General features: G+C 72.8%; 27 protein-coding genes. 14 read left to right on the top strand and 13 right to left on the bottom strand.

All coding sequences use genetic code 11. The annotated features are described in order from the left end of the window. Positions 1–4: 4 nt before the first annotated feature. From ACQP2P_RS35055 to ACQP2P_RS35035, 5 genes are all read left to right on the top strand, one after another. Positions 5–1093 carry a segregation and condensation protein A gene (locus ACQP2P_RS35055; RefSeq protein WP_433619383.1) on the top strand — a complete coding sequence of 363 codons (1089 nt, stop codon included), beginning with the start codon at positions 5–7 and terminating at the stop codon, positions 1091–1093. After that, positions 1090–2298 carry an SMC-Scp complex subunit ScpB gene (gene scpB, locus ACQP2P_RS35050; protein WP_433608288.1) on the top strand — a complete coding sequence of 403 codons (1209 nt, stop codon included), beginning with the start codon at positions 1090–1092 and terminating at the stop codon, positions 2296–2298. The genes ACQP2P_RS35055 and scpB overlap by 4 nt, the downstream gene beginning before the upstream one ends. After that, on the top strand, positions 2285–3118 hold the full coding sequence (locus tag ACQP2P_RS35045; RefSeq protein ID WP_433608286.1) for a pseudouridine synthase: 834 nt from the start codon (positions 2285–2287) through the stop codon (positions 3116–3118). The genes scpB and ACQP2P_RS35045 overlap by 14 nt, the downstream gene beginning before the upstream one ends. A gap of 262 nt (positions 3119–3380) precedes the next feature. Then, positions 3381–4376, top strand: coding sequence for a helix-turn-helix transcriptional regulator (locus ACQP2P_RS35040; protein ID WP_433608284.1), 996 nt, complete (start codon positions 3381–3383; stop codon positions 4374–4376). A gap of 47 nt (positions 4377–4423) precedes the next feature. Next, on the top strand, positions 4424–5515 hold the full coding sequence (locus ACQP2P_RS35035; protein ID WP_433608031.1) for an IS630 family transposase: 1092 nt from the start codon (positions 4424–4426) through the stop codon (positions 5513–5515). A gap of 248 nt (positions 5516–5763) precedes the next feature. On the opposite strand, the gene ACQP2P_RS35030 is transcribed toward ACQP2P_RS35035, so the two are convergent. Further along, complete coding sequence (locus tag ACQP2P_RS35030) at positions 5764–6327, bottom strand: NADPH-dependent FMN reductase (RefSeq protein ID WP_433608282.1); 564 nt, start codon at positions 6325–6327, stop codon at positions 5764–5766. Between the two features lie 106 nt (positions 6328–6433). Between ACQP2P_RS35030 and ACQP2P_RS35025 the strand changes: the two genes are divergently transcribed. The 3 genes from ACQP2P_RS35025 to der all read left to right on the top strand — a co-directional run bounded on the left by ACQP2P_RS35025 (position 6434) and on the right by der (position 9468). Continuing rightward, on the top strand, positions 6434–7039 hold the full coding sequence (locus ACQP2P_RS35025; RefSeq protein WP_433608280.1) for a MarR family winged helix-turn-helix transcriptional regulator: 606 nt from the start codon (positions 6434–6436) through the stop codon (positions 7037–7039). Between the two features lie 381 nt (positions 7040–7420). Then, positions 7421–8092, top strand: a complete 672-nt coding sequence (cmk, locus tag ACQP2P_RS35020; protein ID WP_433608278.1) for a (d)CMP kinase — start codon at positions 7421–7423, stop codon at positions 8090–8092. Between the two features lie 56 nt (positions 8093–8148). Next, positions 8149–9468: a ribosome biogenesis GTPase Der gene (gene der, locus ACQP2P_RS35015; RefSeq protein ID WP_433619381.1), complete on the top strand. Its 1320-nt coding sequence runs from the start codon at positions 8149–8151 to the stop codon at positions 9466–9468. 40 nt (positions 9469–9508) lie between these two features. Here the strand turns inward: der and ACQP2P_RS35010 are convergent, their stop codons facing one another. The 8 genes from ACQP2P_RS35010 to ACQP2P_RS34975 all read right to left on the bottom strand — a co-directional run bounded on the left by ACQP2P_RS35010 (position 9509) and on the right by ACQP2P_RS34975 (position 16061). After that, positions 9509–9778, bottom strand: a complete 270-nt coding sequence (locus ACQP2P_RS35010) for a hypothetical protein (protein ID WP_433077978.1) — start codon at positions 9776–9778, stop codon at positions 9509–9511. 124 nt (positions 9779–9902) lie between these two features. Next, positions 9903–11306: a ferredoxin reductase family protein gene (locus tag ACQP2P_RS35005; protein WP_433608275.1), complete on the bottom strand. Its 1404-nt coding sequence runs from the start codon at positions 11304–11306 to the stop codon at positions 9903–9905. Continuing rightward, positions 11306–11956 (bottom strand): RibD family protein, encoded by a 651-nt coding sequence (locus tag ACQP2P_RS35000; RefSeq protein WP_433619379.1) that lies wholly within the window; start codon positions 11954–11956, stop codon positions 11306–11308. Before ACQP2P_RS35000 ends, ACQP2P_RS35005 begins: the two co-directional genes overlap by 1 nt. A 76-nt stretch (positions 11957–12032) precedes the next feature. Next, positions 12033–12665, bottom strand: coding sequence for a GTP cyclohydrolase II (locus ACQP2P_RS34995; protein ID WP_433608273.1), 633 nt, complete (start codon positions 12663–12665; stop codon positions 12033–12035). A 9-nt stretch (positions 12666–12674) separates the two neighbouring features. Continuing rightward, positions 12675–13625, bottom strand: a complete 951-nt coding sequence (locus ACQP2P_RS34990; protein WP_433608271.1) for a lysylphosphatidylglycerol synthase transmembrane domain-containing protein — start codon at positions 13623–13625, stop codon at positions 12675–12677. A gap of 55 nt (positions 13626–13680) precedes the next feature. Beyond that, a complete protein-coding gene (locus tag ACQP2P_RS34985; RefSeq protein WP_433619377.1) occupies positions 13681–14682 on the bottom strand; it encodes a glycosyltransferase family 4 protein in 1002 nt (333 codons plus the stop codon). Next, on the bottom strand, positions 14682–15080 hold the full coding sequence (locus ACQP2P_RS34980; RefSeq protein WP_433608269.1) for a 6-pyruvoyl trahydropterin synthase family protein: 399 nt from the start codon (positions 15078–15080) through the stop codon (positions 14682–14684). The genes ACQP2P_RS34985 and ACQP2P_RS34980 overlap by 1 nt, the downstream gene beginning before the upstream one ends. 15 nt (positions 15081–15095) lie before the next feature. Further along, positions 15096–16061 carry a zinc-dependent alcohol dehydrogenase gene (locus tag ACQP2P_RS34975; protein WP_433608267.1) on the bottom strand — a complete coding sequence of 322 codons (966 nt, stop codon included), beginning with the start codon at positions 16059–16061 and terminating at the stop codon, positions 15096–15098. A gap of 104 nt (positions 16062–16165) precedes the next feature. Between ACQP2P_RS34975 and ACQP2P_RS34970 the strand changes: the two genes are divergently transcribed. The 3 genes from ACQP2P_RS34970 to ACQP2P_RS34960 are packed head-to-tail and all read left to right on the top strand — an operon-like array spanning position 16166 to position 19820. Then, on the top strand, positions 16166–16876 hold the full coding sequence (locus tag ACQP2P_RS34970; protein ID WP_433608265.1) for a CDP-alcohol phosphatidyltransferase family protein: 711 nt from the start codon (positions 16166–16168) through the stop codon (positions 16874–16876). A gap of 5 nt (positions 16877–16881) precedes the next feature. Beyond that, positions 16882–18543 carry a sulfatase-like hydrolase/transferase gene (locus tag ACQP2P_RS34965; RefSeq protein ID WP_433608263.1) on the top strand — a complete coding sequence of 554 codons (1662 nt, stop codon included), beginning with the start codon at positions 16882–16884 and terminating at the stop codon, positions 18541–18543. 23 nt (positions 18544–18566) lie between these two features. Then, entirely contained in the window at positions 18567–19820 is a 1254-nt protein-coding gene (locus tag ACQP2P_RS34960) for a glycoside hydrolase family 3 N-terminal domain-containing protein (RefSeq protein WP_433608261.1), read from the top strand. Positions 19821–19880: 60 nt separating this feature from the next. On the opposite strand, the gene ACQP2P_RS34955 is transcribed toward ACQP2P_RS34960, so the two are convergent. After that, the gene (locus ACQP2P_RS34955; protein ID WP_433608259.1) at positions 19881–20264 is read right to left on the bottom strand and encodes a YccF domain-containing protein; all 384 of its coding nucleotides are present in this window, start codon (positions 20262–20264) and stop codon (positions 19881–19883) included. 477 nt (positions 20265–20741) lie between these two features. Here ACQP2P_RS34955 and ACQP2P_RS34950 point away from each other — a divergent pair, with 477 nt between their 5' ends. From ACQP2P_RS34950 to ACQP2P_RS34940, 3 genes are read left to right on the top strand one after another with little or no spacing between them, the layout of a single operon-like run. Continuing rightward, positions 20742–22202: an APC family permease gene (locus tag ACQP2P_RS34950; RefSeq protein WP_433608257.1), complete on the top strand. Its 1461-nt coding sequence runs from the start codon at positions 20742–20744 to the stop codon at positions 22200–22202. Next, on the top strand, positions 22195–23049 hold the full coding sequence (locus tag ACQP2P_RS34945; protein WP_433608255.1) for a hypothetical protein: 855 nt from the start codon (positions 22195–22197) through the stop codon (positions 23047–23049). The genes ACQP2P_RS34950 and ACQP2P_RS34945 overlap by 8 nt, the downstream gene beginning before the upstream one ends. After that, positions 23046–24242 carry a pyridoxal-dependent decarboxylase gene (locus ACQP2P_RS34940; protein ID WP_433608253.1) on the top strand — a complete coding sequence of 399 codons (1197 nt, stop codon included), beginning with the start codon at positions 23046–23048 and terminating at the stop codon, positions 24240–24242. The genes ACQP2P_RS34945 and ACQP2P_RS34940 overlap by 4 nt, the downstream gene beginning before the upstream one ends. 91 nt (positions 24243–24333) lie before the next feature. Here ACQP2P_RS34940 and ACQP2P_RS34935 read toward each other — a convergent pair whose 3' ends face one another. The 3 genes from ACQP2P_RS34935 to otsB all read right to left on the bottom strand — a co-directional run bounded on the left by ACQP2P_RS34935 (position 24334) and on the right by otsB (position 26193). Continuing rightward, positions 24334–24753, bottom strand: coding sequence for a hypothetical protein (locus ACQP2P_RS34935; RefSeq protein WP_433608251.1), 420 nt, complete (start codon positions 24751–24753; stop codon positions 24334–24336). 94 nt (positions 24754–24847) lie between these two features. After that, positions 24848–25360 (bottom strand): tetratricopeptide repeat protein, encoded by a 513-nt coding sequence (locus ACQP2P_RS34930; protein ID WP_433608249.1) that lies wholly within the window; start codon positions 25358–25360, stop codon positions 24848–24850. Next, entirely contained in the window at positions 25357–26193 is an 837-nt protein-coding gene (otsB, locus tag ACQP2P_RS34925; protein ID WP_433608247.1) for a trehalose-phosphatase, read from the bottom strand. Before otsB ends, ACQP2P_RS34930 begins: the two co-directional genes overlap by 4 nt. Positions 26194–26198 lie beyond the last annotated feature (5 nt).

Genomic DNA, 26198 nt, shown 5'->3' with positions numbered 1-26198 from the left:
CGCGGTGGTGGACGCCGAGGCGCCGGTGCTCGCGGACGCGCCGGCTCCCGACGAGCCGGCTCCCGACGCGCCGGCGCCTGAGGCGCCCACACCGGACGTGCCGCCGGCGACGCCGGCCCCCTCGGGCTTCCAGGTGAAGCTGTCCAACTTCGAGGGGCCGTTCGACCTGCTGCTGCAGCTCATCGGCAAGCACAAGCTCGACGTGACCGAGGTCGCGCTGCACACGGTCACCGACGACTTCATCTCCTACATCCGCGCGATGGGCGACGACTGGGACCTCGACGAGACCTCCGAGTTCCTCGTGATCGCGGCCACGCTGCTGGACCTGAAGGCGGCCCGGCTGCTGCCGTCGGCCACGGTCGAGAACGAGGAGGACCTCGCGCTGCTCGAGGCGCGGGACCTGCTGTTCGCGCGGCTGTTGCAGTACAAGGCGTTCAAGGAGGCGGCCGCGCACATCCAGGGGCTCGAGGCCATCGGGGCGCGGCGGTACCCGCGCGCGGTCTCCCTCGAGCCGCAGTATGCGGAGGCCCTGCCCGACCTGGTCCTCGGCATCGGTCCGAAGCGGCTGCTCAAGCTCGCCGTCCGGGCGTTCACCCCCAAGGTGCCGCCGGTGGTCTCGGTCGCGCACATCCACCAGGTGCGCGTCAGCGTCCGGGAGCACGCCAACCTGCTGCGCGACCGGCTGTTCGAGCGCCGGGTGGCGACCTTCGCCGAGCTCTGCGCCGACTGCGAGACGACCCTCGAGGTGGTGGCCCGCTTCCTGGCGCTGCTGGAGCTGTACCGCGAGAACCTCGTCGGCTTCGAACAGGTCCAGGCCCTCGGCGAGCTGATCGTGCGCTGGACCGCGGCCGAGGACGCGAACGTGGAGATCCAGGTCGAGGAGTACGAGGGGTCGCCGGCGCCGCCCGCCAAGGAGCCGGAGCCGGGCGACGCCGCAGAATCCCTGGACGATGCCGCCGGTTCGGTGGAAGCTTCGGAGTCGCCGGGGGCGGAGCGCGCTTCGGCTGCGGCGGACGTGGAGCTTGCTTCGGCTGCGGCGGACGTGGAGCTTGCCGCGGCCGCGGCGGACGTGGACAACGAGGTGGACGAGTGAACGAGGACGACAAGCCCGCCGGGTCGTTGGCCGACCAGGCCGCGAGCTGGGTGCCGCCGTGGGCGCGTCCGAAGCCGGAGCCGCCGGCCGCTCAGTCGTTTCCCGAGCTCCAGTGGCAGTCCGACGAGGCCGAGCCCTCGCCTTCAGCTGCGCCGTCGGCTGCGCCTTCGCCGTCGCCATCACCATCGTCTGAGCCTTCGCCTGAGCCTTCGCCCGAGCCTGAAGCTGAGGGCGAGGTTGAGCCTGAAGCTGAGGTTGAGCCCGAGCCGGTCGCCGTTGAGCCTGGGCCCGAGGCGGAAACGCGGCCCGTGCCCGAGGCGGAAGCCGAGTCGGTCGTCGCTGAGCCTGGGCTCGAGGCGGAAACGCGGCCCGTGCCCGAGGCGGAAGCCGAGTCGGTCGTCGCTGAGCCCGAGGTTGAGGTAGAGCCGGAGCCGCAGCCCGAGGCGGAAGCCGAGCCGGTTGTCGTCGAGTCTGAGCCCGAGGTTCAGGCCGAGCCGGAGCCGCAGCCCGAGCTGGAGACGCAGCCTGAGTCCGAGGTGCAGCCTGAGTCCGAGGTGCAGCCTGAGTCCGAGGTGGTTGCTGACACGCTGCCGGGGCTTGCGGTGCCGGTCCCCGAGGCGGCCACGGAGCCCGGTGCCGGGGACGCCAAGCCCGAGATGGGTGACGCCGAGCTGCGTGGGGCCGTCGAGGCCATTCTGCTCGTCGTCGACGAGCCGACCAGCGAGGTCACGCTCGCCCAGGTGCTCGACCAGCCCGTCGAGCGGGTGGTCGGGGCGCTGGAGGAGGCTTCAGCGCAGTACACGCGGCTGGGTTTCGGGTTTGATCTTCGGCGCGTGGCCGGGGGCTGGCGGCTCTACACCCGGCCCGAGTATGCGGCCTATGTCGAGAAGTTCGTGCTCGACGGGCAGCAGATCCGGTTGACCCAGGCGGCGTTGGAGACACTCGCCGTGATCGCGTACAAGCAGCCGGTGACGAGGTCGCGCATTTCCGCCATCCGGGGTGTGAACTGTGACGGCGTGGTCCGTACGCTGGTAACGCGGGGCCTGATCGAGGAGATCGGCAGCGAGCCCGAGAGCGGCGCGTTCCTCTACAAGACGACCACGCTGTTCCTGGAGAAACTCGGCCTGGACAGCGTCGAGCAGCTGCCCCCGCTCGCCCCGTTCCTGCCCGACGACATAGATGAGATCGCCGATGCCCAGCGTTGACCCGTCCGTTGACTCCGCCTCCGTGCCCGCCCCCGGGTTCGCCGGACCCGAGTTCGAGGGCTCAGCCTTCGACGCCCCGCCCGACGCCGAGGCGCCGCGGCGCGAGGAGCGGCTGCAGAAGATCCTGGCCGCCGCCGGGCTCGGGTCGCGCCGCGCCTGCGAGCGCATGATCGACGAGGGCCGGGTCACGGTCAACGGCCGCGAGGCGAGCCTCGGCGACAAGGCCGACCCGAGCCGCGACGCCATCCACGTCGATGGGCAGCGCCTGGTGACGGACACCCGGCTGGTGTACATCGCGCTGAACAAGCCGCGCGGCGTCGTCTCCACGATGGACGACGAGAAGGGCCGCAACGCGATCTCGGACCTCGTGCCCAACATCGAGTCGCGGGTGTTCCACGTGGGCCGGCTCGACCAGGACAGCGAGGGCCTGATCCTGCTCACCAACGACGGCGGGCTCGCGCACAAGCTCATGCACCCGTCCTACGAGGTGGCCAAGACCTACCAGGTGGAGATCCCCGGCCCCGTCCCGCGCGCGATGGGCCGCGAGCTCAAGTCCGGCGTGACCCTCGAGGACGGCCCGGTGAAGGTCGACTCGTTCCGGGTCGTGGACGCCTACGGCAAGGTGGCCCTCGTCGAGGTGGTCCTGCACGAGGGTCGCAACCACATCGTCCGGCGCATGTTCGACGCCGTCGGCTTCCCCGTGCAGCGGCTCATCCGCACCCAGATCGGCCCGATCCGCCTCGGCGACCTGCGGCAGGGGCGCACGCGGCACCTGTCGCAGGCCGAGATCGGGGCGCTCTTCAAGGCGGTCGGGGAGTAGTTTTCCGCGTTCGCCGCGGGCCAGGATCCCGCGTCCGCTGCGGGCGGGGATTCCGTGTTCTGTCGCGGAGGTGGATGCCGTGTTCGCCGCGGGCCGGAATTCCGTGTTCTGTCGCGGGCGGGGATTCCGTGTTCTGTCGCGGAGCGGGATGCTGTGTTCGCTGCGGGCCGGGATTCCGTGTCTGCCGCGGAGCGGGATGCCGTGTTCGCCGTGGGCCGGGATGAGGACAGCCTCTGTCCTGTACGCGGGCAATACTGAGCCCATGCTCGAAACCTCGGCGCGACTGCTGGCCCTGCTGTCCCTGCTGCAGGCCCGCCGCGACTGGCCCGGCCGGACGCTCGCCGAGCGGCTCGAGGTTAGCCCGCGCACGGTTCGCCGGGACGTGGACCGGCTGCGCGAGCTGGGCTACCCGGTGCAGGCGACGCGCGGGCCGGACGGCGGCTACCGGCTCGACGTCGGCTCCGAGCTGCCGCCGCTGCTGTTCGACGACGACCAGGCCGTGGCCGTGGCCGTCGCCCTGCAGACGGCGACGATGTCGGTCCAGGGCGTCGAGGAGGCGGCGCTGCGGGCCCTGGCCACGGTGCGCCAGGTGATGCCCGCGCGCCTGCGCCACCGCATCGACGCCCTGCAGGTGACGCGCGTGACGAAGACCTCCTGGCGCGAGGGCGACATCGACGCCGGGCACCTGCTCGCGATCGGCGCGGCGGTTCGCGCGCGCGAGGTGCTGCGCTTCGACTACGAGGGCCGCCGCGAGCTGATCGAGGGCCCGGACGACCAGCGCCCGCCGCGCCGCACCGAACCGCACCACCTGGTGACGTGGGGCGGGCGGTGGTACCTGATCGGCTGGGATCTCGACCGTGCGGACTGGCGCACGTACCGCGTCGACCGCATGACCCCGCGCACCCCCAACGGCCCCCGCTTCCAGCCGCGGGAGCTGCCGGCCGCGGACGTGACCGACTTCGTGGCGCAGCGCTTCGAGCGCCAGGACCTGTCCCCGTGCAGGGGCACGGCGATCCTGCACGTCACGGCCGCGGCGGCGAACGAGTGGGTTCGCGGGCAGGCCCTGGTCGAGGACGTCGGCCCGGACCGCTGCCGGGTGACGGCCGGCTCGTGGTCGTGGACGGGGCTGGCCGCGTGGTTCAGCATGTTCGGCACGGACTTCGAGCTGGTGGGGCCGCCGGAGCTGATCGAGGCGGGGGCGGCCCTGGCCGGGCGGTTCGCGCACGGCTCGGGCCGCACCAGCACGTCGCCGAACTAGTGTGCCGCGCCACAAGTTCGCCTTATAAATAGGTGTAGGGTGATGGGATGCCGAGGACCGGGCGTCCCACCCCGCCGCTGGTGTTGTCCGACGAGGAGCGCGCGACGTTGGTCCGCTGGTCGCGGCGGGCGAAGTCGGCGCAGGTCCTGGCGATGCGGGCGAAGATCATTCTGGCGTGCGCCGAGGGCACGTCGAACACTGATGTGGCCACGGCTTTGGGTGTGCATCTGTCCACTGTGGGCAAGTGGCGGCGGCGGTTCCTGGCCGAGCGTCTGGACGGGCTGATCGACGAGCAGCGGCCGGGCCGGCCGCCGTCGATCAGCCTGGACCGGGTGGAAGAGGTGGTGGTGGCCACCCTGGAACAGACGCCGCGCAACGCTACCCACTGGTCGCGCACGTCGATGGCGCAGCGGTCGGGGCTGTCGAAGTCCACGATCGGACGGATCTGGCGGGACTTCGGGCTGAAACCGCACCGGGCGGACACGTTCAAACTGTCGACCGACCCGCTGTTCATCGAGAAGGTCGTTGACGTGGTCGGGCTCTATCACAACCCACCGGAACGGGCGGTGGTGCTCTGCGTTGACGAGAAGTCCCAGATCCAAGCGTTGGACCGTTCGCAGCCGGTGCTGCCGATGATGCCGGGCATGCCCGAGCGGCGTACCCACGACTACGCCCGTAACGGGATCACCAGCCTGTTCGCCGCGTTCAACGTGGCTGACGGCACTGTGATCAGCCAGCTGCACCGCCAGCACCGTGCCGCCGAGTTCCAGAAGTTCCTGGTCGCGATCGACAAGACCGTGCCGGCGGAACTGGATGTGCATCTGATCTGCGACAACTACGGCACCCATAAGACCCCGGCCATCCGGGCCTGGCTGGCCCGCCACCCCCGCTTCCACATGCACTTCACCCCGACCGGCTCGTCCTGGATCAACCAGGTCGAACGCTGGTTCGGGTTCCTCAGCGAGCAGAAGATCCGCCGCGGCGTCCACAAGAGCGTCCAAGCCCTGGAAGCGGACATCCGGGCGTGGATCGCTGACTGGAACAGCAACCCACGCCCGTTCATCTGGACCAAGACCGCCGAGGAGATCCTGGAGTCACTCGCTCGATTTTGTAGGCGAATTTCTGACGCAGGACACTAGCTCGTCGCGTCCACGAGTTGCGCATCGCCCCGGCGCAGTAGCACGGACCCCTTGCCGCGTCGGCGCTTGCTGCGTCGCCCCTTGCCGCACCGGCGCTTGCTGCGTCGCCCCTTGCTGCCTCGGCGCTTGTGGCGTCGACTGTTCCTGCCTCGGCGCTTGTCGCGTCGACCCTTCCTGCACCGAACAGTCGAATCGGATATGTCGGGCGCTGGCGCGCCGCGACATATCCGACATTTCGTATATACGAGCTAGGCGGCCTTGCGGACGGTCGCCAGGGCCTTGCCCCACGCGATCGTCTGGTCGAGGACCGTGGTGAGCGAGGACTCGTGCTGCGGGCCCGGCTTGAAGACCGAGAAGTTCTCGAAGTCGGTGAAGAGCGACAGCGCGACCTGGGCGCGTACGTCGGCGATCTGCAGCTCGCCCGCGATCAGGCGCAGGTGCTCGACGGCGCGGGTGCCGCCCGCGGAGCCGTAGCTCACGAAGCCGGCCGCCTTGTTGTTCCACTCGGTGTAGAGGAAGTCGATCGCGTTCTTCAGCGCGCCGCTGGTCGAGTGGTTGTACTCGGGCGTCACGAAGATGTAGGCGTCGAACTCGGCGATCTTGGCCGACCACTGCTTGGTGTGCTCGTTGGCGTACTGCCCGAAGGACGGCGGCGCGGCCTCGTCCAGGTGCGGAAGGTTGTAGTCGAGCAGGTCGACCAGCTCAAACTCCGCGTCCGAGCGACGGCTCGCGATGTCGTAGACCCACTTGGCCACGGCCTCGCCGTTACGGCCCGGACGCGTGCTGCCGAGGATGATTCCGACCTTGGTCACAGCGTGGTTCCTCTTTCTGGGTGGCGCCACCCGGAAGGGTGACGTGTCACCAAGACGATAGCTCACGGCAAAGGTGATGTGTCACCCACGCCCGTAGACTTCCGGTGTGACGGACGCACGGTGGCTGGACGAGCGGGAGCAGCGGGCGTGGCGCGCGTACCTCGCCCTCAACGCCGAGGTTCAGCGCCGCACGGCCCGGCAGTTGCTGCGGGAGACGGGGCTCACGATCGCGGAGTACGCGGTGCTGGCGAGCCTGTCGGAGGCGCCGGGCGGGCGGCTGCGCGTGTTCCAGCTGCGCGTCGCGGCCGACTGGGAGAAGACACGGCTCACGCACCAGATCACGCGGATGACGGCGCGGGGGCTCGTGGCCCGGGAGCCGTGCGCCGACGACCCGCGCGGGGCGTTCGTGGTGCTGACCGAGGCCGGCTGGCAGGCGGTGGCCGCGGCGGCGCCCCGGCACGTGGCGCACGTGCGGCACTGGTTCTTCGACGCGCTGGCGCCCGAGCAGGTGGACGCGCTGCTGGGCATCGCCGACTCGGTGCTGTCACGCCTGCCCGAGGCCGACCGCACGATGGGCGAGCCGTGCACGAGGCGCCCCGTTTGCGCGGCCGAATCCGACATTTCGGAAATGACGGAATGCTCGCCCGGCGAGAGCGGGATGACGGCATGCCCGCCCGGGGAGGATGACGGAACGCTCGCCCAGGGAGAGTGAGATGACGGCATGCTCGCCCGGGGAGACCGAAATGTCGGAATGCCCGCCCAGGGGTGACGCACGCGTGATCCGGCGACGCTGAGGCCGTCGGCAACAAGATGTGCCCCGCGGCATGGCTGTGGCCTTCGCAACGACAAGCAGCACAGCTGTGACCTCGCAAAGACAGGATGTGCCACACGGGACAGCTGTGGCCTTCGGCACGAACTGTGCGGTGTGGCCTTCCGGAAGCGACGCGAGCGTGCGCTGTGCCATCCCAGTGGAAGAGAGCGTGCGCTGTGCCATCCCAGGGAAACCGGATGTGACGGCGGCCTCCCGTGGGCGGGCGGCATCGGTGGGTCAAGTACTGTTTTGCAGGGCTTCATCGAGGCAGAGGAGACGGGCGTGCACGACGAGGGCCGGCAACTGGTGATTGCCGTCGACGGGCCGTCCGGCTCCGGCAAGTCCACCATCTCCCGCCGAGTTGCCCAGGCGCTCGACGCGCGTTACCTGGACACCGGCGCCATGTATCGCGCGGTGACGTACGCCGTGCTGCGCGACAACGTCGACCTGGGCGACGCCGACAAGATCGCCGCGGTCGCCGACGGTGTCGAGCTGGTCGTCGGCACGGATCCGGCGAGCCCGCACGTGAGCGTCGACGGCGTCGGTGTCGACCGGGAGATTCGCGGACCGGAGGTCACCCGGGCGGTGTCGGCCGTCTCGGCGGTCCCGGCCGTGCGCGCCCGGCTCGTCGCCCAGCAGCGCGCGATCATCGCCCAGTCCGCTCGGATCGTCGTCGAGGGACGCGACATCGGCACTGTCGTCGCGCCCGAGGCCGACCTCAAGGTCTACCTCACCGCCGACGCCGAGGAGCGCGCCCGCCGCCGCAGCAGCGAGAACGCGACCGATCGGGCCGCGACCGCCGCCGACCTCGCGCGGCGTGACCGGCTCGACTCGACCCGCGCCGCCGACCCGCTGCGCCAGGCCGACGACGCGGTGGTGCTCGACACCACCGCGCTCGGCATCGACGAGGTGGTCGAGCGGCTGCGACGCATGCTCGACAAGGTGACGGCGTGAAGGCAACGCCCGCGGACGTCTCCCGCGAGGTTCTCGACGAGAGCGACGAGAGGGACATGGAGATCAGCCTGCCGATCGTCGCCGTGGTCGGCCGCCCCAACGTCGGCAAGTCCACGCTGGTCAACCGAGTCCTCGGGCGCCGCCAGGCGGTCGTCGAGGACGTCGCCGGGGTGACCCGGGACCGGGTCGCCTACGACGCGGAGTGGACCGGCCGCAACTTCACGATCGTCGACACGGGCGGCTGGCTGCCCGACGCCCGCGAGCGGGCCAAGGCCATCGCGACGCAGGCCGAGATCGCCGCGCAGACCGCCGACGTGGTGCTCTTCGTCGTCGACGCCACGATCCCGCCGACCGCCGACGACGAGGCCGCGGTGCGCATGCTGCGCCGCAGCGCGAGCAAGGTGATCCTCGTCGCGAACAAGGTCGACAACGACCGGATCGAGGGCGAGATCGCCAGCCTGTGGGGGCTCGGGCTCGGCGAGCCGTTCCCGGTCTCGGCGCTGCACGGCCGCGGCTCCGGCGACCTGCTCGACAAGATCCTCGAGCACCTTCCCGCGGCCCGGCCGGTCGAGCCGCGCGAGGCCGGTCCGCGCCGCATCGCGCTCGTCGGGCGCCCCAACGTGGGCAAGTCCAGCCTGCTCAACAAGCTGGCGAAGGAGGAGCGCGCGGTCGTCGACTCGGTCGCGGGCACCACCGTCGACCCGGTGGACAGCCTCGTGGAGTTCGGCGGCGAGACCTGGCACCTGGTCGACACCGCCGGCCTGCGCAAGCGCGTCTCGCACGCGAGCGGCACCGAGTACTACGCGTCCCTGCGCACCAACGCGGCCATCGAGGCCGCCGAGGTCGCGATCGTGCTGCTGGACGCGAGCGAGGTCATCTCGGAGCAGGACCAGCGCATCATCACCATGGTGATCGAGGCCGGCCGGGCGCTCGTGATCGCGTTCAACAAGTGGGACCTGGTCGACGAGGACCGGCGCTACCAGCTCGGCAAGGAGATCGACCGCGAGCTGCGCCGCGTCCCGTGGGCCGTGCGGGTGAACGTCTCGGCACTGACCGGGCGCGCGGTGGACAAGCTGGCGCCGGCCCTGCGCACCGCGCTGACCAACTGGGAGCGCCGGGTGCCGACGGGCCAGCTCAACCAGTGGCTCACCGCGCTCGTGCAGGCGACCCCGCACCCGGTGCGCGGCGGCCGTGCCCCGCGCGTGCTGTTCGCGACCCAGGCCGGCGTCTCCCCGCCAAAGTTCGTGCTGTTCACGACGGGCGCGCTGGACCCGGGCTACGTCCGCTTCGTCGAGCGCAAGCTGCGCGAGGAGTTCGACTTCACCGGCACGCCGATCCACATCACGGTGAAGCCGCGGAAGAAGAACAAAAAATAGAACAAGGAACAACGCGGCGGAGGAAGCAGCAGCAGTAGCGTCAGGGGCGTTCGGTGTGGAGGCGATCGGCCAGCACCGTGAGCCGTTCGGCGTGGTGCTCGATGGCCCGGATCATCCGCCGGTCGTCGTCGCCGCTCACGCGGTCGCCGAGGATCTCCGCGTAGCCGCGGATCGGCGCCAGCCCGGAGCGCAGCACGAACGAGAGGTCCTCCGGCTCGGCGACTTCGGGGGCGGGGCGGTTGCGCCGGGGGAGCAGCGCCTCGGCGCCGGCGGCGAGCACCACGAGTACCACGAACACGGTGAGTCCCAAGGTGCGCTCCCTGTCGAAGTCCGGCCGGATCCAGGGCTGACTTCGGCGTGCGCGGGGCATCCGTGAGCGCCGGGCACCGGACCGCACCCGGCTGACCCCCGAGATCAGTCGGCTGACGCCTCGGTCAGTCGGCCAGGGCGAAGATCTCCGCGTGCATCTGGGTCTTGGGCACGCCCAGCTTGCGCAGCGATGCGAGGACCGTGTCCGTCATGGCCGTCGGCCCGCAGACGTACACGTCGCGCCGGCGGATGTCGGGCACCAGCGTGGTCAGGTGCTCCGGGCTCAGCGGCGGCGGGTTCGTGTCCTTGGTGCGGCCCACGACGAGCATCAGCGTCGCGCGCTTCGCGCGCGCGAGGTCGCGCAGCTCGCTCAGCAGCGTGGCGTCGGCCTCGGAGCGGACGCGGTACATGAGCACGATCGAGCCCTCGAGCACCTCCAGCAGCGACCGGATCGGGGTGATGCCGACCCCGCCCGCGATCAGCAGCGTCGAGGACTTCGTGCGGTGCTTGGCGGTGAACGCGCCGTAGGGGCCCTCGACGAAGACCCGGGTGCCGACGCGGAGCTTGCGCAGGCCCGCCGTGCCGTGCCCGACGGCCTTGGCGGTGAGCCGCAGGGTCCGACCGTCCGGCGCCTGCGACAGGGAGAACGGGTTGACCTGCCACCAGCGGCCCGGGGTGAGGAAGCGCCACAGCATGAACTGCCCGGCCTCGGCCGGCATGCGGTCCAGGCCCCGCCCGGTGACGTAGACCGAGGTCACGTCGTCGGACTCGGCCACGACGGCGGACACGCGCAGGCCGTGGCGGAGGTTGCGCCACAGCGGCAGCGCCATGCGGCCGAGCACGAACAGCCCGATCGCGACCGTCCACAGGACCCACCAGTAGACCTTCGCCCACGTGGCCGGCTGGGAGATCGGGTTCTCGATGGTCTGGTGCACGATCGCGAACCCGACGACCGCGTAGGTGCCCAGGTGGACGAGGTGCCACAGCTCGTACGGCAACCGCCGCCGCACCGCCCGGGTGGAGGCGAGCACGACGAGGAACAGCAGGGTGCCCGAGATGACGCCGGCGAGGGTTCCGAGCGAGCCGAGCCACTTGTCCGCGAGGGTGCCGAACGGCCAGTGGTTGATGCGGGCGTACGCCCACGAAGCGAGCGTCGCGTGCACCACGATCGTCCAGGCGAGCCCGATGCCGACCCAGCGGTGCCAGGCGGTGAGCTGGCCGAGCCCGAGCCGCCGGTCCAGCCACGGCACCCGGGCCACGAGCACGAGCTGCAGCGCGAGCAGCACCGCGGCGTGCAGGCCGAGGAAGCGCCCGGCGGCGAGCATGGCGCTCGGCGCGCCGGTCGCGGTGAAGAACAGCGCCTCGACCACGGCCGCGTTGGCGAGCGCGACGGCGACGAGCGCGAACGTCGCCCGCTGGGGCCCCGTCCCGCCGCGCGGCCGCCGGTGCCGCTGCACCCGCTCCGAGACGGCGGCCCGGGGGTCGTGCATCCGGATCGGCGCTTCCACGCTGCTCGTGGGGGTGCTCATCAGGCCTCGAATCGCTCGGAAAGGGCGTAGCGCAGGAGCACCACGTCGTCCATCTGCCGCACGTCCACCACCGTGGCGCGGTGGCCCGGGTGCCACGGGAAGCGGCCGTCGCCGACGAACCGCGGGGCCCGCCCGTCGCCGACGAAGAACGGTGCGATCACGAGGTGCAGCTCGTCGACGAGCCCGGCGGTGAGGAACATCGTGTGGATCGTGCTGCCGCCCTCGACCAGCAGGCGTCCCACCCCGCGGGCGGCGAGGTCCTCGAGCACGAACGCGGCGTCGACGGGCTCGCCGCCGTCGACGACCTCGGCCCGGCCGCCGAGCCGGGACCGGTTGTGGCGGGCGGTCGTCGTCGCGCAGTACACGATCTTCTCGGTATCGCCCTCGGTGAAGAAGCGCGAGCCGGGGTCGACGTCGCCGTGGCCGAGGATCGCGACCTTCGCCGGGGGCGGCAGCCCGTCGCCGGCCCGCCGCTCCCGGCGCTCGGCCGCGCGCACGAGCAGCCGCGGGTTGTCGCGGCGGATGGTGTTGGCCCCGACCAGGATCGCGTCGCAGCCGGCCCGCATCGCGTCGACCCGGTCGAGGTCCTCGCTGTTGGAGAGCACCAGCCGCTCGTCGGTCGCGTCGTCGAGGTAGCCGTCCAGCGACATCGCGCAGCTCACCAGCACGTAGGGCCGCGCCCGCGAAGTCTGCACGGCCGCATTGTCCCAAGGGGCGAGCGTCGCCTCACCGAGCGGCGGCACGGCTCGCCTTTGCCGCGAGGTACCCCGCGTTGGCCGGGCTGAGGAACACCCCGGTCGGCACCGAGTCGGCCACCGTGATCCCGAGCCCGCCGAGCTGGTCGGCCTTGTCGGGGTTGTTGGTCAGCAGCCGGATGCGGTCCACGCCGAGCGCGTCGAGCATCTGGGCGGCCGCGGAGTAGTCCCGCTCGTCCTCGGCGTGCCCGAGCGCGATGTTGGCCTCGAAGGTGTCCAGGCCGGTGTCCTGCAGTGCGTACGCGTCGAGCTTCGAGTACAGCCCGATGCCCCGTCCCTCCTGCCGCAGGTACAGCAGAAAGCCCCCGGCCTCGGAGATCCGCTCGATCGCCTCGCGCAGCTGCGGCCCGCAGTCGCAGCGCTCACTGCCGAAGATGTCCCCGGTCAGGCACTCGCTGTGCAGGCGGACCAGCGGCGCGGCGCCCCCGTCGCCGCTGCGGCGCAGCGCGCCGGCCCAGTCGCCGAGGCCGAAGGCGACGTGCTCGCGGCCGTCGACCAGGCCGTGGAACGTGAACAGGCGGGCGGTGGTGCGGTACCCGTCGAGGAGCCGCAGCGGCACGGTCACCTGCGTGCGCATGGTTGCCCCAGGCAGTGTTTCGAACATCCCTCTCCTTCAGCTGGCCACGGTGCGTCGGCGGAACAGCAGGACCGCGACGCCGGGAAGGCTCGACACCAGCACCAGTACCCCATAGACGGTCGCCGTCGCGACGCCTTGCGCGGCGGTCAGCCCGGCGGCGGCGAACGCCCAGGCGGCGACGCCCTCCCGCGGCCCGAACCCGCCGATGTTCGCGGGCACCCCCATCGCCAGCAGCGCCAGCAGCGTCAGCGGCAGCAGCTGCCCGGCCGGCGCGGTCAGGCCGGCGGTGCGGGCGGCGACGATGAAGGTGACGAGATGACCGGCGACCGCGACGGCGGAGAAGAAGACGACCCCGGGCCAGATCCGCCGGGCGAGCAGCACCTCGCGGACGTCGGCCCGGGCCGTGCGCACGGCCCGGCGCCACCACTGCGGCCCGCGCCGGCCGGCGACGAGCGCGAGCACGACCACGACCAGCGCGAACGCGGCGGCGACGGAGGCGATCCGGGGCATCAGCGGGCGCACCGGCGAGGGCAGCGCCCAGAGCAGCCCGGCGGCGAGGGTGAGCTGGACGACCTGGCCGGCGGTGCGCTCCCACACCACGGCGCGGATGCCGCGGCCGACGTCGCCGTCCTCGCGCCCGTGGCCGACGGCGCGGTCGACGTCGCCGAGCACCCCGCCCGGCAGCGTGGAGTTGATGAGCACGGCCCGGTACAGCTCCGCGACCGCCGTGTGCAGGGGCAGCCGCAGGCCGAGCCCGCGGGCGACGAGCCGCCAGCGCCAGGCGCACGCGACGATCGTGGCCGCCCCGACGCCGACGGCGGCGACGATCGCCCACGCGTCGATCATGCGCAGCCCGGCGAGGAAGGGGCCGCTGCCGACCCGCCAGACGAGCACCGCGAGCACCGCGAGGCCGGCCAGGGTCCGCACGAGCCCCCAGTTGATCGCCCGGCGACCCGTCGTGGGTACGGCGACGGTGGCGTTGGCCATGGGGGCTCCCTTCCGGACGATCTCTCTTGTCATACGCCGTCCGGACCGATCGGGTTCAGTCCACCGCCGCGTGTCGGAAAACCGCCTCGATCGCGCGGGCGGTGTCGTCCCACCCCGTGAGCGTGGCCCGGCGGGCGAGCGCGGCGGTTCGCAGCCGCTCGCGCAGCGCCGCGTCGTCGAACCAGTTCCGCAGGGCGCCGGCCAGGGCGTCGGGGTCGCCGGGCGGCACCAGCCAGCCGGGCGGCGCGGCGGCCCCGATCGCGTCGGGCAGCCCCTGCGCGGTCGTGGCCAGGACGGGGACCCCGCGGGCGAGGGCCTCGGCGGCGACCATGCCGTAGGTCTCGCCCCGCGACGGGTGCACCAGCAGGTCCGCGGCCGCGTACAGGCCGCCGACGGCGCGCGGGCCGGCCAGCTCGATGCGGGAGCCGAGACCGAGCGCGTCGATGCGCTCGCGCAGCGTGGCGACGAAGTCCGCGTGGTGGTCGAGGGAGCCGGCGCAGACGCACGTCCAGTCCCGGTCGGCGACCCGCGCGAGGGCCTCGACCAGCACGTCGTGGCCCTTGTGGGCGCCGACGACGGCGACGCACAGCAGCGACCCGGCGCCGCCCGAGCCCTCCGCGAGCGGTGCCGGATCGACGCCCGGGGTCGCCACATGCACGTCGTCGGGGCTCAGGCCGTGCAGCTCGATGAGCCGGCGACGGGTCCAGCCGCTGGTCGCGATGACCCCGCTCGCCGCGCGCAGCGCCCGGGCCTCGGACGCTCGGAGGTCGTCGAAGGGCATGTGGACCAGCACGACCAGCCGCAGCCGGGCCGTGTGCGCCTCCAGCACCGCGGGCGCGCACGACGCGACCAGGCCGTCGATCAGCACCGCGGAGCCGTCCGGAATCCCGGTCAGGAGGGTGCCGAGCGCCGCGAGCTCCGCGGCGCTCGGCTCCGGCCACGCACCGAAGGCCGGTCGTTCGAGGACGGTCAGCCGGTCGCAAATTTCGCGGTCGTACCGGTTGCCGCCGCTCGGCGAGCCGGGGTCGTCGATGTCGTTGGGCAGGACGGCGAAGATCACAGAGCGCGCTCGTACGTGGCCCAGGCGACGTGGGACTCGCGCAGGGTCACCGACAGCCGCTCCAGCCCGGCCCCGCCCGCCCCCAGCGCCCCGGCGGCGACCCGCTCGGCCAGCCGGTCGGCGACCACCGCGGCGAGCATCTCGGTCGACGTGTTGACGCCGCTGAAGTCGGGCTCGTCGTCGAGGTTGCGGTAGTTGAGCGCGGCCAGGACGTCCTTGAGCTCCTGCGACGCCAGCCCGATGTCCACCACCAGGTTGTCGGCGTCGAGCTGCCGGCGGAAGAAGGTCACGTCCACGACGTAGGTCGCGCCGTGCAGACGCTGGGCGGGCCCGAAGACCTCGCCGCGGAAGCTGTGGGCGATCATCATGTGGTCACGGACGGTGAGGCTGTACACGCGGCATGCTCCTGTTCAGTAGGTGATCACGTGGCCGAGGGCCGGCAGCGTCCCGTCGGCGAGCCGGGGCAGCACCGCCGGCAGCTCGGCGAACGGGGACTCGCCGGTGATGAGGGCGTCGAAGACGGGGTCGCGCAGCAGGCGCAGCGCCAGGGCCATCCGGTCGGCGTAGGTGCGGGTGGCGGCCCGGGCCGGCGAGACGGTGCCGACCTGGCTGCTGCGGATCGTGAGCCGGCCCGAGTGGAACGCCCCGCCCAGCGCGAGGGTGACCGGGCGGTCGCCGTACCAGCTCAGCTCCACCACCGTCCCCTCGGCGGCCAGCAGCCCGAGCGCCGTCTGCAGCCCCCGCTCGGACGCGCTCGCGTGGACGACGAGGTCGCGGCCCCCGGCGGCCTCGTCCGGGCCGGCGAACGCGACCCCGAGCGCGTCCGCGACGGCCCGGCGGGACGGGTCGGTGTCGACCAGCTCGACCTCGGCCCCGGGCAGGCGGCCCAGCAGCGCGGCGACGCTGCAGCCGACCATCCCCGCGCCGACCACGCTGACCCGGTCGCCGATCAGCGGGGCCGCGTCCCACAGCGCGTTCACGGCCGTCTCCACGGTGCCGGCGAGCACGGCCCGGCGCGGCGGCACCCCCTCGGGCAGCGGCACCACCGACGCGCGCGGCACCACGTACTCGGTCTGGTGCGGATACAGGCAGAACACCGCCCGGCCGCGCAGGTCGGCCGGGCCCGCCTCGACCACGCCGACGTTGAGGTAGCCGTACTTCACCGGGAACGGAAAACCGCCCTCCTGGAACGGCGCGCGCATGGCCTCGTGCTGGTCGGGCGGCACCCGCCCGGCGAACACGAGGGTCTCGGTGCCGCGGCTCACGCCGGAGTACAACGTCCGGACCAGCACCTCGTCCTCGCCCGGCGCGGGCACCTCGACCGGGCGGATCTCGCCCCCCGACTCGGTGGTCCAGAACGCGTACGCCACTGGCATGCGAAAACTCCCTGGAATCGTGCAGATCGAACCGTCACGCCCGAATGCGCGTATGCACTGTCGGGTCCATGGTCAGCAAGCACAGCCTCGTACACGGAGCGACGATGCCGAAGGTTCGAACCGGTCCGGTCATTGGACTGATCTTCCATGTTGCCGTGCTCGGCGTCCTCTCGGGGACGGTCGGGCTGGGCACGGCGGGCTGGGCGGTCGGTCTCGCCGGTGGCCTGGTCGTCTCGATCGCACTCGAGGCGGGCCTGCAGCGCTGCGGGGCCGAGGCCTTCGGCGCCGCGAACTGGGTGACGCTGACCCGGGCCGGGCTCGCCGGGGGCGTGGCCGCGCTCACCGCCGACTCCTTCACGCGGCCCGTGTCGATCCCGGTGCTGTGCGTGCTCACCGCGGTCGCCCTCGCCCTGGACGCCGTGGACGGCAACGTCGCCCGGCGCACCGGCGGGGTCACGCCGCTCGGCGCGCGCTTCGACATGGAGACCGACGCCTGGCTGATCCTCGTGCTCAGCGCGTTCGTGGCCGAGTCCGTCGGGCCGTGGGTGCTCGCGATCGGGGCGATGCGCTACGTGATCGGGGTCGCCACGTGGCTCGTGCCCTGGCTGCGCGGGCCGGTCCCGCCCCGCTACTGGCGCAAGGTGGTCGCCGCGATGCAGGGCGTGACCCTCGCCGTCGCCGCGTCCGGGGTCCTGCCGCTCGCGGTCACGACCACCGTCGTGGCCATCTCGCTGCTGTTCCTCGTCGAGTCGTTCGGCTCCGAGGTGCTGTGGCGCTGGCGCCGGCAGTCGCTGCGGATCGCGGTGTCATCCTGATGTCCGTGCTGACACCCGACGTCGAGACCTCCGCGCCGCCGTCGCCCCCGGCGCGGCGGTCCCGGCTGCGCACCGCCCTGGTGTGGGCGGGCACGCTGCTCGGGGCCGCGGTGGTGCTGTTCACGCTGGTCACGCCGGATCGGCTCACGCAGTACTCCTCCGGGGCCTTTCTGCGGATCCCGATCGAGGGTCTGCTGCTCGTCGCGCTGTTCCTCGCCGTGCGCGGCCGGGCCCGGACCGTGGTGCTCTGGGTCGCCGGAGTCCTGCTCGGCGCGCTGTTCATCATCCGGCTGTTCAACCTCGGCTTCTACACCGCGCTGTCGCGCCCCTTCGACCCGGTGCTCGACTGGGTGCTGCTCGACCCGGCGTACGGCCTGGTCAAGTCCTCGCTCGGGCAACCGGCCGCGATCGTGATCACGGTCATCCTCGGCCTGGTCGCGCTCGGCGTGCCCGTGGTGATGACGCTCACGCTGCGCCGGCTCGCCCGCCTGGCCGTGCGGCACCAGGTGGCCACCACCCGCGCCACCGCGATCCTGGCCGCGGCCTGGGCGGTGTTCGCGGTCTTCGACGTGCAGGCCGCGAGCGGGGTGCCGGTCGCCTCCGACGGGGCCGTCGGCGCGCTCGGGACCCAGGTCTCGCTCGTGCGGCGCGACCTCGACGACAGCGAGAAGTTCGGCCGGCAGTCGCAGGTCGACGCGTTCCGCGACGTGCCCGGCTCGCAGCTGCTCACCGCGTTGCGCGGCAAGGACGTGCTGCTCACGTTCGTCGAGAGCTACGGGCGCGACGCGGTGCAGAACCCGCAGTACGCCCCCCAGGTCGGCGCGGTGCTCGACGACGGCACGACGCGGCTGGCGGCGAAGGGCTTCCAGGCCCGCTCGGCGTTCCTGACCTCCCCGATCACCGGCGGCGGCAGCTGGATGGCGCACGAGACGCTGCTGTCGGGCCTGTGGGTCGACAACAACCAGCGCAGCTCGTCGCTGCTGGCCGGCGACCGGTTCACGCTCAACGCCGCGTTCCGCCGGGGCGGCTGGCACGTCGGCGGGATCATGCCGGCCAACGACCGCGACTGGCCCGAGGGCCGGTTCTTCCAGTACCACGACCTCTACGACTCGCGGAACATGGGCTACAAGGGCCCGAAGTTCAGCTACGTGCCCGTGCCCGACCAGTTCACGCTCGCGGCCTACCAGCGCCTGCTGCGAGCGCCGGGCCACCGGCCGACCTTCACCGAGATCCCGCTCGTCTCCAGCCACGCGCCCTGGACGCCGATTCCGCAGCTGGTCGGCTGGGACGAGGTCGGCGACGGCAGCGTCTACCGCTCGATGAGCACCGAGGGCGACCCGCCGGACTCCGTGATCCGCACCTCGGAGAAGATCCGCACGGCCTACCGCAACGCGATCGTGTACTCGCTGAGCTCGCTGATCTCCTACGTGGAGACGTACGGCGACGACAACCTCGTGGTCGTCTTCCTCGGCGACCACCAGCCGTCGCCGGTCATCGTCGGGGACACCGCGAGCCACGACGTGCCGATCACGATCGTCGCCCGCGACCCCGCCGTGCTCGCGAAGATCTCGGGCTGGGGCTGGCAGGACGGCCTGCGGCCCGCGGACGGCGCGCCAGTGTGGCGAATGGACCAGTTCCGCGACAAGTTCCTGACCGCCTACCGCTGACGGCGCTTGCGTATCCTCGACGGATGTCGAGAGGAACGCGCCGGATCGCCGAGCGGGGGCGGATCGGGCCGTTCCCGGTGTGGGCGGTCATCGCGGCGGCCGTGGTGGTGCTGGTCGGGGCCGGAGTCGCCTTCGCGGTGTCCGGGGGCGACGGCTCCCCGCCGCCGGGGGCGGTGGCGTCCGAGGGCGGCTCGGCGCGTGCGAGCGCCGCGGCGCCGGCGTCGTCCGCCGCCGCGGGGTGCGCCGAGTCGGTGGTCGCCAAGCTGCCGCTCGAACTGCAGGCGGCCCAGTTGCTCATGATCGGCACGCCGCTGAGCTCGCCGCTCGGGGCGACGCAGACGCTGCGGCAGTACAAGCTGGGCGGTATCTTCCTCGCCGGGCGCTCCTCGGCCTCGGCGGCCACGCTGCGCCAGCAGATCGCCCAGCTCCAGGACGCGGCCCGGGCCGGCGGCGGGCTCGCGCTGCAGGTCGGCATCGACCAGGAGGGCGGCCAGGTCCAGACGCTCAAGGGCGACGACTTCCCGGCCATCCCGACCGCGGTCAGCCAGGGCCGGCTCGACGCCTCGACGCTGAACAGCCGCACCGCCGAGTGGGCCGGGCGGCTCAAGGGCGTCGGGATCACGATCGACCTCGCGCCGGTCGCCGACGTGGTGCCCGCGGACGTGGGCAAGAGCAACCCGCCGATCGGGGGATTCGAGCGGCAGTACGGCTCGACGCCCGGGCCCGTCGCCGAGGACGTGGCCACGGTGGTGACCGCGATCCAGGGCGCGGGTGTGCAGACCACGCTCAAGCACTTTCCCGGCCTCGGCCGCGTGCGCGTGAACACCGACACCTCGGCGGGCGCGCGCGACGACCTGACGACCGCGGACGACGCGGTGCTGCAGCCGTTCGTGAGCGGCATCAAGGCCGGGTCGGCCGCGGTGATGATCTCCTCGGCGACGTACCCGAAGCTCGACTCGAAGAACGTCGCCGCGTTCTCGGCGCCGATCGTGACCGATCTGCTGCGGGGGAAGCTCGGCTTCGACGGGCTCGTGATGTCGGACGACCTCGGCGCGGCGGTCGCGGTGTCCTCCGTCCCGGTGGGGCAGCGGGCCGTGAAGTTCGTGCAGGCCGGCGGCGACATGCCGCTGAGCGTGCGGCTCTCCGACGCCGGGCCGATGACGGATGCGCTCGTCACCGCGGCGAAGGCCGACCCGGCGTTCGCCCGGCGCGTGAGCGAGTCCGCGACCCGCGTGGTGCGCAGCAAGGTCCGCGCCGGGCTCGTGACCTGCGGCTGAGGCCCGTCTCACCCCAGGACCCGGCCCGGGTCGTCCGCGACTCGGTGTGCACAAGCGGGTTCAGTCGAGGTCGACGACCTCGCGGCCCAGGGGCCAGAACGCGGCCGGCACGAGCTTGAAGTGCGCGATGCCGAACGGGATGCCGATGATGGTGACGCACAGGGTGATGCCGGCCGAGATGTGGGTCAGGGCGAGCCACCAGCCGGCGAGCACCACCCACAGCACGTTGGCGAGGCCGGTCGCCACGCCGGAGCCGCCGGACCGCGCCCGCACCGTCCGGCCGAACGGCCACAGGGAGTACACCGCCAGCCGCCACGACGCGATCGCGAACGGGATCGTCACCACGAGCACGAGGCAGATGAGCGCGGCCAGGGCGTAGCCGAGGAACAGCAGGAGCCCGCCGCCGAAGATGACCCACAGGACGTTGAGAACGAAGCGAACCACGCCTCGATCATGACGTAGCGCCGCAACCGCGCACAAAGTCACCGGGCCCAGAAGGACGTTGCGCGCCGGTCGTCCGGCCGCCTTCGAGCATCTCGGGCTTCTCGGGTTCCGTCATCGGCCGGACACTACGCGCGGGCCGCCGGACCCATCCGATGTTCCGCGGCGAGGGTCCCGTGCGCGGCCTTCGTGGCAGTTTTCCGATCAGATTTCCGACTTGAGTAAGGATCCTTTGTTGCCGTACGACAAGGTCAACGCAATGTGATCATGGCAGCGCGGAATGTGAATTTCCACGCAGCCCCGGGCCGTAGGCGCTCAGTGATCCACACCGATACACTTCGCGGCGACATTTATCACATTGACTATCGTGGCCGGATCGCATCCGGCCCGTCGAAGCCTTGGAGAGCGCGCCGCGATGCGTCCTTCCGCTACACCCGTGCCCGCAACCCGGAACAACTCCACTGTGGACGGTGGGGTCCGGTGACGACGCAAGGACTCACCCGCCGCAAGATGAGCGGCGGGGGTGTGTGGCTCTTCCAGGTCGGCGCGAGCTCGCCGATGGCCGTGCTCGCCGGCGGTATCGTCGCCACCTACGCGGCCACCGGACTCGTCGCCACCCCGCTGACGTTCCCGCTGCTGGGCGTCATGCTCGGGCTCCTCGCGGTCGGATACGTGGCCATGTCGCGCACGGTGCCGCACGCCGCACCGGCCTACGCGCTGCTCGCGCACGCCTTCGGGCCGGTGGCCGGGCTCACGGGCGGGGCGCTCGCGCTGGTGTTCTACTCGGCCATCCAGATGAGTCTGTACGGCCTGATCGGCGTCACGATCGCGGGCCTGGTCGGCGGAGCGTGGCTGATCTGGGCCGCGGTCATCTGGCTCGTCGTGGCCATCTGCGGACTGCTGCACGTCTCGCTGTCGGCGTTCGTCGTCGGCAGCGTGCTCTGCGTCGAGCTCGCGGTCATCACGCTGTTCGACATCGCGAGCTTCACGCACCCGTTCGGCGGGTCGATCACCACGGCGCCGATCACCCTCAGCGGCCTGTGGGCGCCCGGCATCGGCGGTGCCTTCGCGCTCGGCATCGCGGCGTTCATCGGCTTCGACACGGCCCCGGCCTACTCCGAGGAGGTCCGCACGAGCCGGAGCATCGGCCGCTCCACGCTGGCCGCGGTGCTGTTCATGGCCCTGTTCTACGGGGTCTCGGCCTGGGCGCTCGCGGTGGCCGTCGGCGACCGGCAGATCGGCGCGACCGCGGCCAACCCGGACTCGGGCCTGCCGTTCTCGCTGTTCGACCAGTGGTACGGCAGCGGCCTGAGCCTGCTCGCGACGCTCCTGCTCGTCACGAGCGTGACGGTGGCCATGCTGTCGTTCCACAACACGATCGCGCGCTACCTCTTCGCCATGGCCCGCGAGGGCGTGCTGCCGGCGTGGCTGGCCCGCACCGGCACCAGTGGCCGGGCCCAGGGCGCGCCGACCGGCGGCTCGCTCGTGCAGAGCATCTCGGCCCTGCTCGTGGTCGGCCTCTTCGCCGCGGCCGGGGCGGACCCGATCGGCGTCATCTTCACCTGGTTCTCCGCGGCCGGCGCCGTGGGCATCCTGGTCATGCTCGTGCTCATCTCGACGGGCGCGATCCGCTTCTACCGCCGCGGCGGCGGGAGCACCGAGGGCCTGTTCGTCGCCACGGTGCTGCCCTCGCTCGGCGTGGTCGGCGGCCTGGTCGTGCTCGCGGTCATGGTGTCGCACCTGTCGTCGCTGCTGCAGATCGCCGAGAGCTCGCCGCTGCAGGCGATCATCCCGGCCATGGTGGTGCTGACGGTCGTCGTCGGCATGGTGTGGGGCTTCGCGCTGCGGGCCCGCAAGGCGCCGGTGCTCGCCGAGGTCGGCAAGGGCCGGCCGGACCCGCTGCGGGTGCTCGACCAGCGGCTGCAGGACCTCGATGTCTGACCCGCGCATCAGCCCCCCGCCGCCCCCCTCCTCGCCCGTGCCCTGGTGGGCGCTCGAGCGCACGAGCGAGGGGCCGACACCGCCGCCGGGCCACCCGCCCGAGCCCGAGACCCGCGCGCCCGGCCCGCGGCACATGCAGAGCGTGCCGACCGGCCCCGAGGCGGGACCGCCGCCGAGCGTGGACATCACGCCGACGTATCGGGGTGCGGTCGTGGCGCGGCTGCGGCGCTTCTCGTTCCTGCACGCGCGGCACGCCTGGGAGCGTCGCCGCCGCGATCCGCTCGCCCCGCACGGGGTGGCCCTGTTCTACAGCGAGCCGGAGCGCCGGTTGTACGACCAGCTGCGCACGGCCACCCGGATCTTCCTCGCCGACGACGAGGCCGCCTCCCTGCCGCACCTGCTGTACGGCATGGCCCAGCACGCCCGCGAGGGCTACGCCGCCGATCCGCGCTTCGATCCGCGCACGGCCATGTGCAACAAGACGGACTCGATGTCGGGCCAGGCCGTGTTCGCCGGCATCGGGGTCGTCACGCTCGACACGCAGTACGGCGACTGGGCCACCGCCCAGCGCACCGCGCGCAGCGAGGCCGACCTGCCGGGCCGCTGCTACGCCCGGCTCATCGACGGCACGATGCTGGTGCTCGACCGCGGCGGGGAGCTGCAGTTCAACGCGCTCACCGTGGACTGCTCGGTGCGGGACGGCAACACGCAGTACGGCACCCCGAGCATGCACTGGCGCTGGAACCCGGCGCTGGCCGAGACGCCCGAGTCCGACCCCATCTACCACGTGTGGCGGTGGATGGGCGAGATCGGCCGGATCGTCGACCACGGGTCGCGGCCGCGATGACCCCGGGGTCTCCGGCCGACCCGACGGTGACGGGCCGGCTGGACCAGCTGCACGCCGACCTGCTCCAGCACCGCGACTACGACCTCGGCTTCCCGGGCGCGACCGACCTGCCGGACGTGAGCGCCCTGGTGCCGTTCGAGCGCCTGCTGCTCAACAACGTCGGGCACCCGTTCGCGCCCGGCGGCGCGTACCGCCTGCACACCAAGCACCTCGAATACGAGGTGGTCGGGTTCCTGGCGGACCTGTTCGGGGCGCCGCTGGACAACCGGCACGGGTACGTCACCACCGGCAGCACCGAGAGCACCCACTGGGCGCTGTGGCAGGCGCGGCGGCAGCTCGCGGCCGCGACCGTCTACTGCTCCTCGTCGGCGCACTACAGCGTGGCCAAGGCCGCGGAGCTGCTGCGGCTGCGGCTGCGCGAGATCCCGGCCGACGAGCGCGGGGAGATGCGATACGAACTGCTCCACGCGGCGGTGAGCCGGGACTCGCGGCACCGCCGCGGCACCGGTGTCATCGTGGTGGCCTCGATCGGCACGACGATGACCGAGGCGGTGGACGACGTCGCCCGCATCGGCACGGCCCTCGACGCCGCCGGGGTCGAGCCGCGGCGGCGCTGGATCCACGCCGACGCCGCGCTGGCGGGCGTACCGCTGGCCCTGGACGAGGCCGTCGGCCGCCCCGCGTTCATGTTCACCGACGGCGCCCACAGCATCGCCGTCAGCGGGCACAAGTTCATGGCGGTGCCGTTCCCGTGCGGGGTGGTCGTGGCGCTCGCGGACCGGCACACGGGCCGGGGCGACATCACGTACACGGCCGCGCCCGACAGCACCATCACCGGCTCGCGCTCGGGGCACGCGCCGCTGTGGCTGTGGTACCTGCTGCGGCACTGGGGCCCGGCCGGCCTGCGGGCGCGGGCGGAGGGGGCGCGGGCGCTGGCGCGCTACACCGAACAGCAGCTGCGCGGCGTCGGCTGGCCGGCCTGGCGCGCCCAGCCGCGGGCCTTCACCGTGGTGTTCCCGCGCCCGCCGCAGCCGCTGCTGGACCGGTGGCCGCTCGCGACCGACGAGCGCGGCAACGCCCACGTCGTGCTGATGCCCGGCGTCCCGCCCGAACGCGTCGACCGCTTCGTCGCCGACCTGCGCGAGACCGTCGCCGCCGCGTCCGGGCTGCTGCCGGGCGCCCTGGCGAGCTGAGTCCGTCAGTCTGAGCGGCGCCGACCCTCCGGCCCGGGCGCCCGCACCCGAGACGGCGCCGCTGTCACCTGAGGCTTCGGCCCGCCCCTTGCTACTCGTCGAGCCAGGTGATCGTGCGCGGCCGGGGCTTCGGCGCGAGCGGCTTGAAGATCGGCCGCGGCGCGGGCCGGGGCACGGGCGGCCGGGGCGGCTCCGGCGGCGGCTCGGTGCACCAGGGCGCGGCGGTCTCGAACTCGAACCCGTCGATCGGCACCGGCTCGACCCGGATCGTGGTGACGGCCGGCGCCGGCTCCCGCAGCGGCCGCACCGACAGGTGCGGCGGCGGAGGCTCCGGCTCGTGCCGCGCCCCCGGTGGCTCGGGCGGGATCGCGGGCGTGATCCGGGGCGCGATCGTGGGCGGTGGGCGGCTGAAGAGCCCGGCGGCGGTCTCGCGGTTGGCGTAACGATCCCCGGCGGCTCCGGGCCCGGGGTCGCGGTCCGCGTCCGCGGCGCGTCTGCTGAATCGGACCACGTGCGGCACCTCCTCACCCCGGTGTACGGAGCGGAGGCGGCCCGGGATCAGTGCAGCCCGGTTCGGTCAGCCTGATTCGATCAGCCCGGTTCGGTCAGCCTGGTTCGGTCAGCCGGCGGGCGTAGGCGGCCATCGACCGCTGGTAGCGCGGCAGGTGCGCGGCGAGCGCCGCGACCGCCACCGAGACGGCCTCCCGCTCGCGGCCCGTGTCGACCAGGCACAGGGCGAGGGTCGCGCTGATGGCGTCGGCCAGGCCGCGCGTCGGCTCGTCGAGCCCGGCCGGGTCGAGGGCCCGCTCGGCCTCCAGTAGCGTCACCGCCGTGCCGGCCTGGCCGATGTTGCGCAGCGAGCTGGACATCTGGATCACCGCGCGGCGCCGCCGGTAGCCGGTGAGGCCGTGCTCGAGCGCGAAGCGGTAGAGGGGCACGGCCCGGTCGGAGTGCCCGGTCGAGTCCCAGGCGCAGGCCCGCTCGAACGCCGCGACCGGATCGTCCGCGGGCAGTTCGTCCGCGAGCGCGTCGATGCGGGCCCGGAACGCGTCCTGCCGGCCCTCGTAGTCGTCGATCGCCGCCCAGGCCGCGCCGATGCGCCGCTCCCAGTCGCTCACGCCGATTCGGTCGGGGCCGCCGCCGTGTCGAGGGCGGCCCGCAGCCGGCCCAGCCACTGCGCGAACGCCTCGACGCCGTCGAACGTGCGGGTGGCGACCTCGAGCAGGTCCGGCGGCGTCTCCGGGCCGTGGGTCACCACCAGCGCGTGACCGCCGCCGGCGACCGCCGCGCGCAGGGCCGGGAGGTCCCCGAGGTCGTCGCCGGCGTAGACGACGCGGGCCAGCCCCAGCCGCTCGACCAGCCGCGCCAGCGCGGTGCCCTTGTCCTGCCGGACGGGCGGGATCAGCTCGACGACGAGCTTGCCGGGCTCCGCGACCAGGCCGGTGCGCTCGGAGATCTCACGCACGGCCGACGCCACGGCCGCGGCGGCCGCGGTGCGGTCCGGGGCCAGCCGCCAGTGCATCGCGACCGAGACGGCCTTGTCCTCGACCTTCACGCCGTCCTCGTTGTCGAACTCCCGGTGCAGCCGCGCGCTCGCCTCGTGCACCGCGGGCAGCCAGGCCTCGATGGCCGGCTCGGTGTGGGTGACGCCGTCGCGCAGCTCCTCCAGGCCGTAGGAGCCCAGGAGCGCCACGCCGTCGACCGGCGCCCGGTCGCGCAGGAACGCCAGGGGCCGGCCCGAGATCAGGGCGACGAGGTCGAGGCGCCGGGCGAGCCCGGCGAGCAGGTCGTTCGTGCCGTCGAGCAGACGGCTCGAGGCCGGGTCGGTGACGATCGGTGAGAGCACCCCGTCGAAGTCCATCACGAGTCCGGCGCGCCCGGGCGCCGCGGTCAGGAGCTCGATCGTGGCGTCCGGTTCCGTCATCTGGACCTCACATCCGTCGGTCGCCATCGCGC

Origin of the sequence: Dactylosporangium sp. CA-139114 (genome assembly GCF_050955725.1) — a bacterium.
Taxonomy (GTDB): domain Bacteria; phylum Actinomycetota; class Actinomycetes; order Mycobacteriales; family Micromonosporaceae; genus Dactylosporangium.
The sequence above is the reverse complement of the archived record's forward strand: the minus strand, read 5'-3'. Positions and strand labels throughout refer to the sequence as shown.

Excerpts from the sequence above, each read along its gene's own strand:
- ACQP2P_RS35005 (WP_433608275.1), bottom strand. The coding sequence starts at position 11,306 with ATGAGCACCCCCACGAGCAGCGTGGAAGCGCCGATCCGGATGCACGAC.
- ACQP2P_RS34975 (WP_433608267.1), bottom strand. The coding sequence starts at position 16,061 with ATGCCAGTGGCGTACGCGTTCTGGACCACCGAGTCGGGGGGCGAGATC.
- ACQP2P_RS34960 (WP_433608261.1), top strand. The coding sequence starts at position 18,567 with ATGTCGAGAGGAACGCGCCGGATCGCCGAGCGGGGGCGGATCGGGCCG.
- ACQP2P_RS34970 (WP_433608265.1), top strand. The coding sequence starts at position 16,166 with ATGCCGAAGGTTCGAACCGGTCCGGTCATTGGACTGATCTTCCATGTT.
- otsB (WP_433608247.1), bottom strand. The coding sequence starts at position 26,193 with ATGGCGACCGACGGATGTGAGGTCCAGATGACGGAACCGGACGCCACG.
- ACQP2P_RS34990 (WP_433608271.1), bottom strand. The coding sequence starts at position 13,625 with ATGGCCAACGCCACCGTCGCCGTACCCACGACGGGTCGCCGGGCGATC.
- ACQP2P_RS34940 (WP_433608253.1), top strand. The coding sequence starts at position 23,046 with ATGACCCCGGGGTCTCCGGCCGACCCGACGGTGACGGGCCGGCTGGAC.
- der (WP_433619381.1), top strand. The coding sequence starts at position 8,149 with ATGGAGATCAGCCTGCCGATCGTCGCCGTGGTCGGCCGCCCCAACGTC.
- ACQP2P_RS35040 (WP_433608284.1), top strand. The coding sequence starts at position 3,381 with ATGCTCGAAACCTCGGCGCGACTGCTGGCCCTGCTGTCCCTGCTGCAG.
- ACQP2P_RS35000 (WP_433619379.1), bottom strand. The coding sequence starts at position 11,956 with ATGTCGCTGGACGGCTACCTCGACGACGCGACCGACGAGCGGCTGGTG.
- ACQP2P_RS34995 (WP_433608273.1), bottom strand. The coding sequence starts at position 12,665 with ATGTTCGAAACACTGCCTGGGGCAACCATGCGCACGCAGGTGACCGTG.
- ACQP2P_RS34945 (WP_433608255.1), top strand. The coding sequence starts at position 22,195 with ATGTCTGACCCGCGCATCAGCCCCCCGCCGCCCCCCTCCTCGCCCGTG.
- ACQP2P_RS35035 (WP_433608031.1), top strand. The coding sequence starts at position 4,424 with ATGCCGAGGACCGGGCGTCCCACCCCGCCGCTGGTGTTGTCCGACGAG.
- ACQP2P_RS35045 (WP_433608286.1), top strand. The coding sequence starts at position 2,285 with ATGCCCAGCGTTGACCCGTCCGTTGACTCCGCCTCCGTGCCCGCCCCC.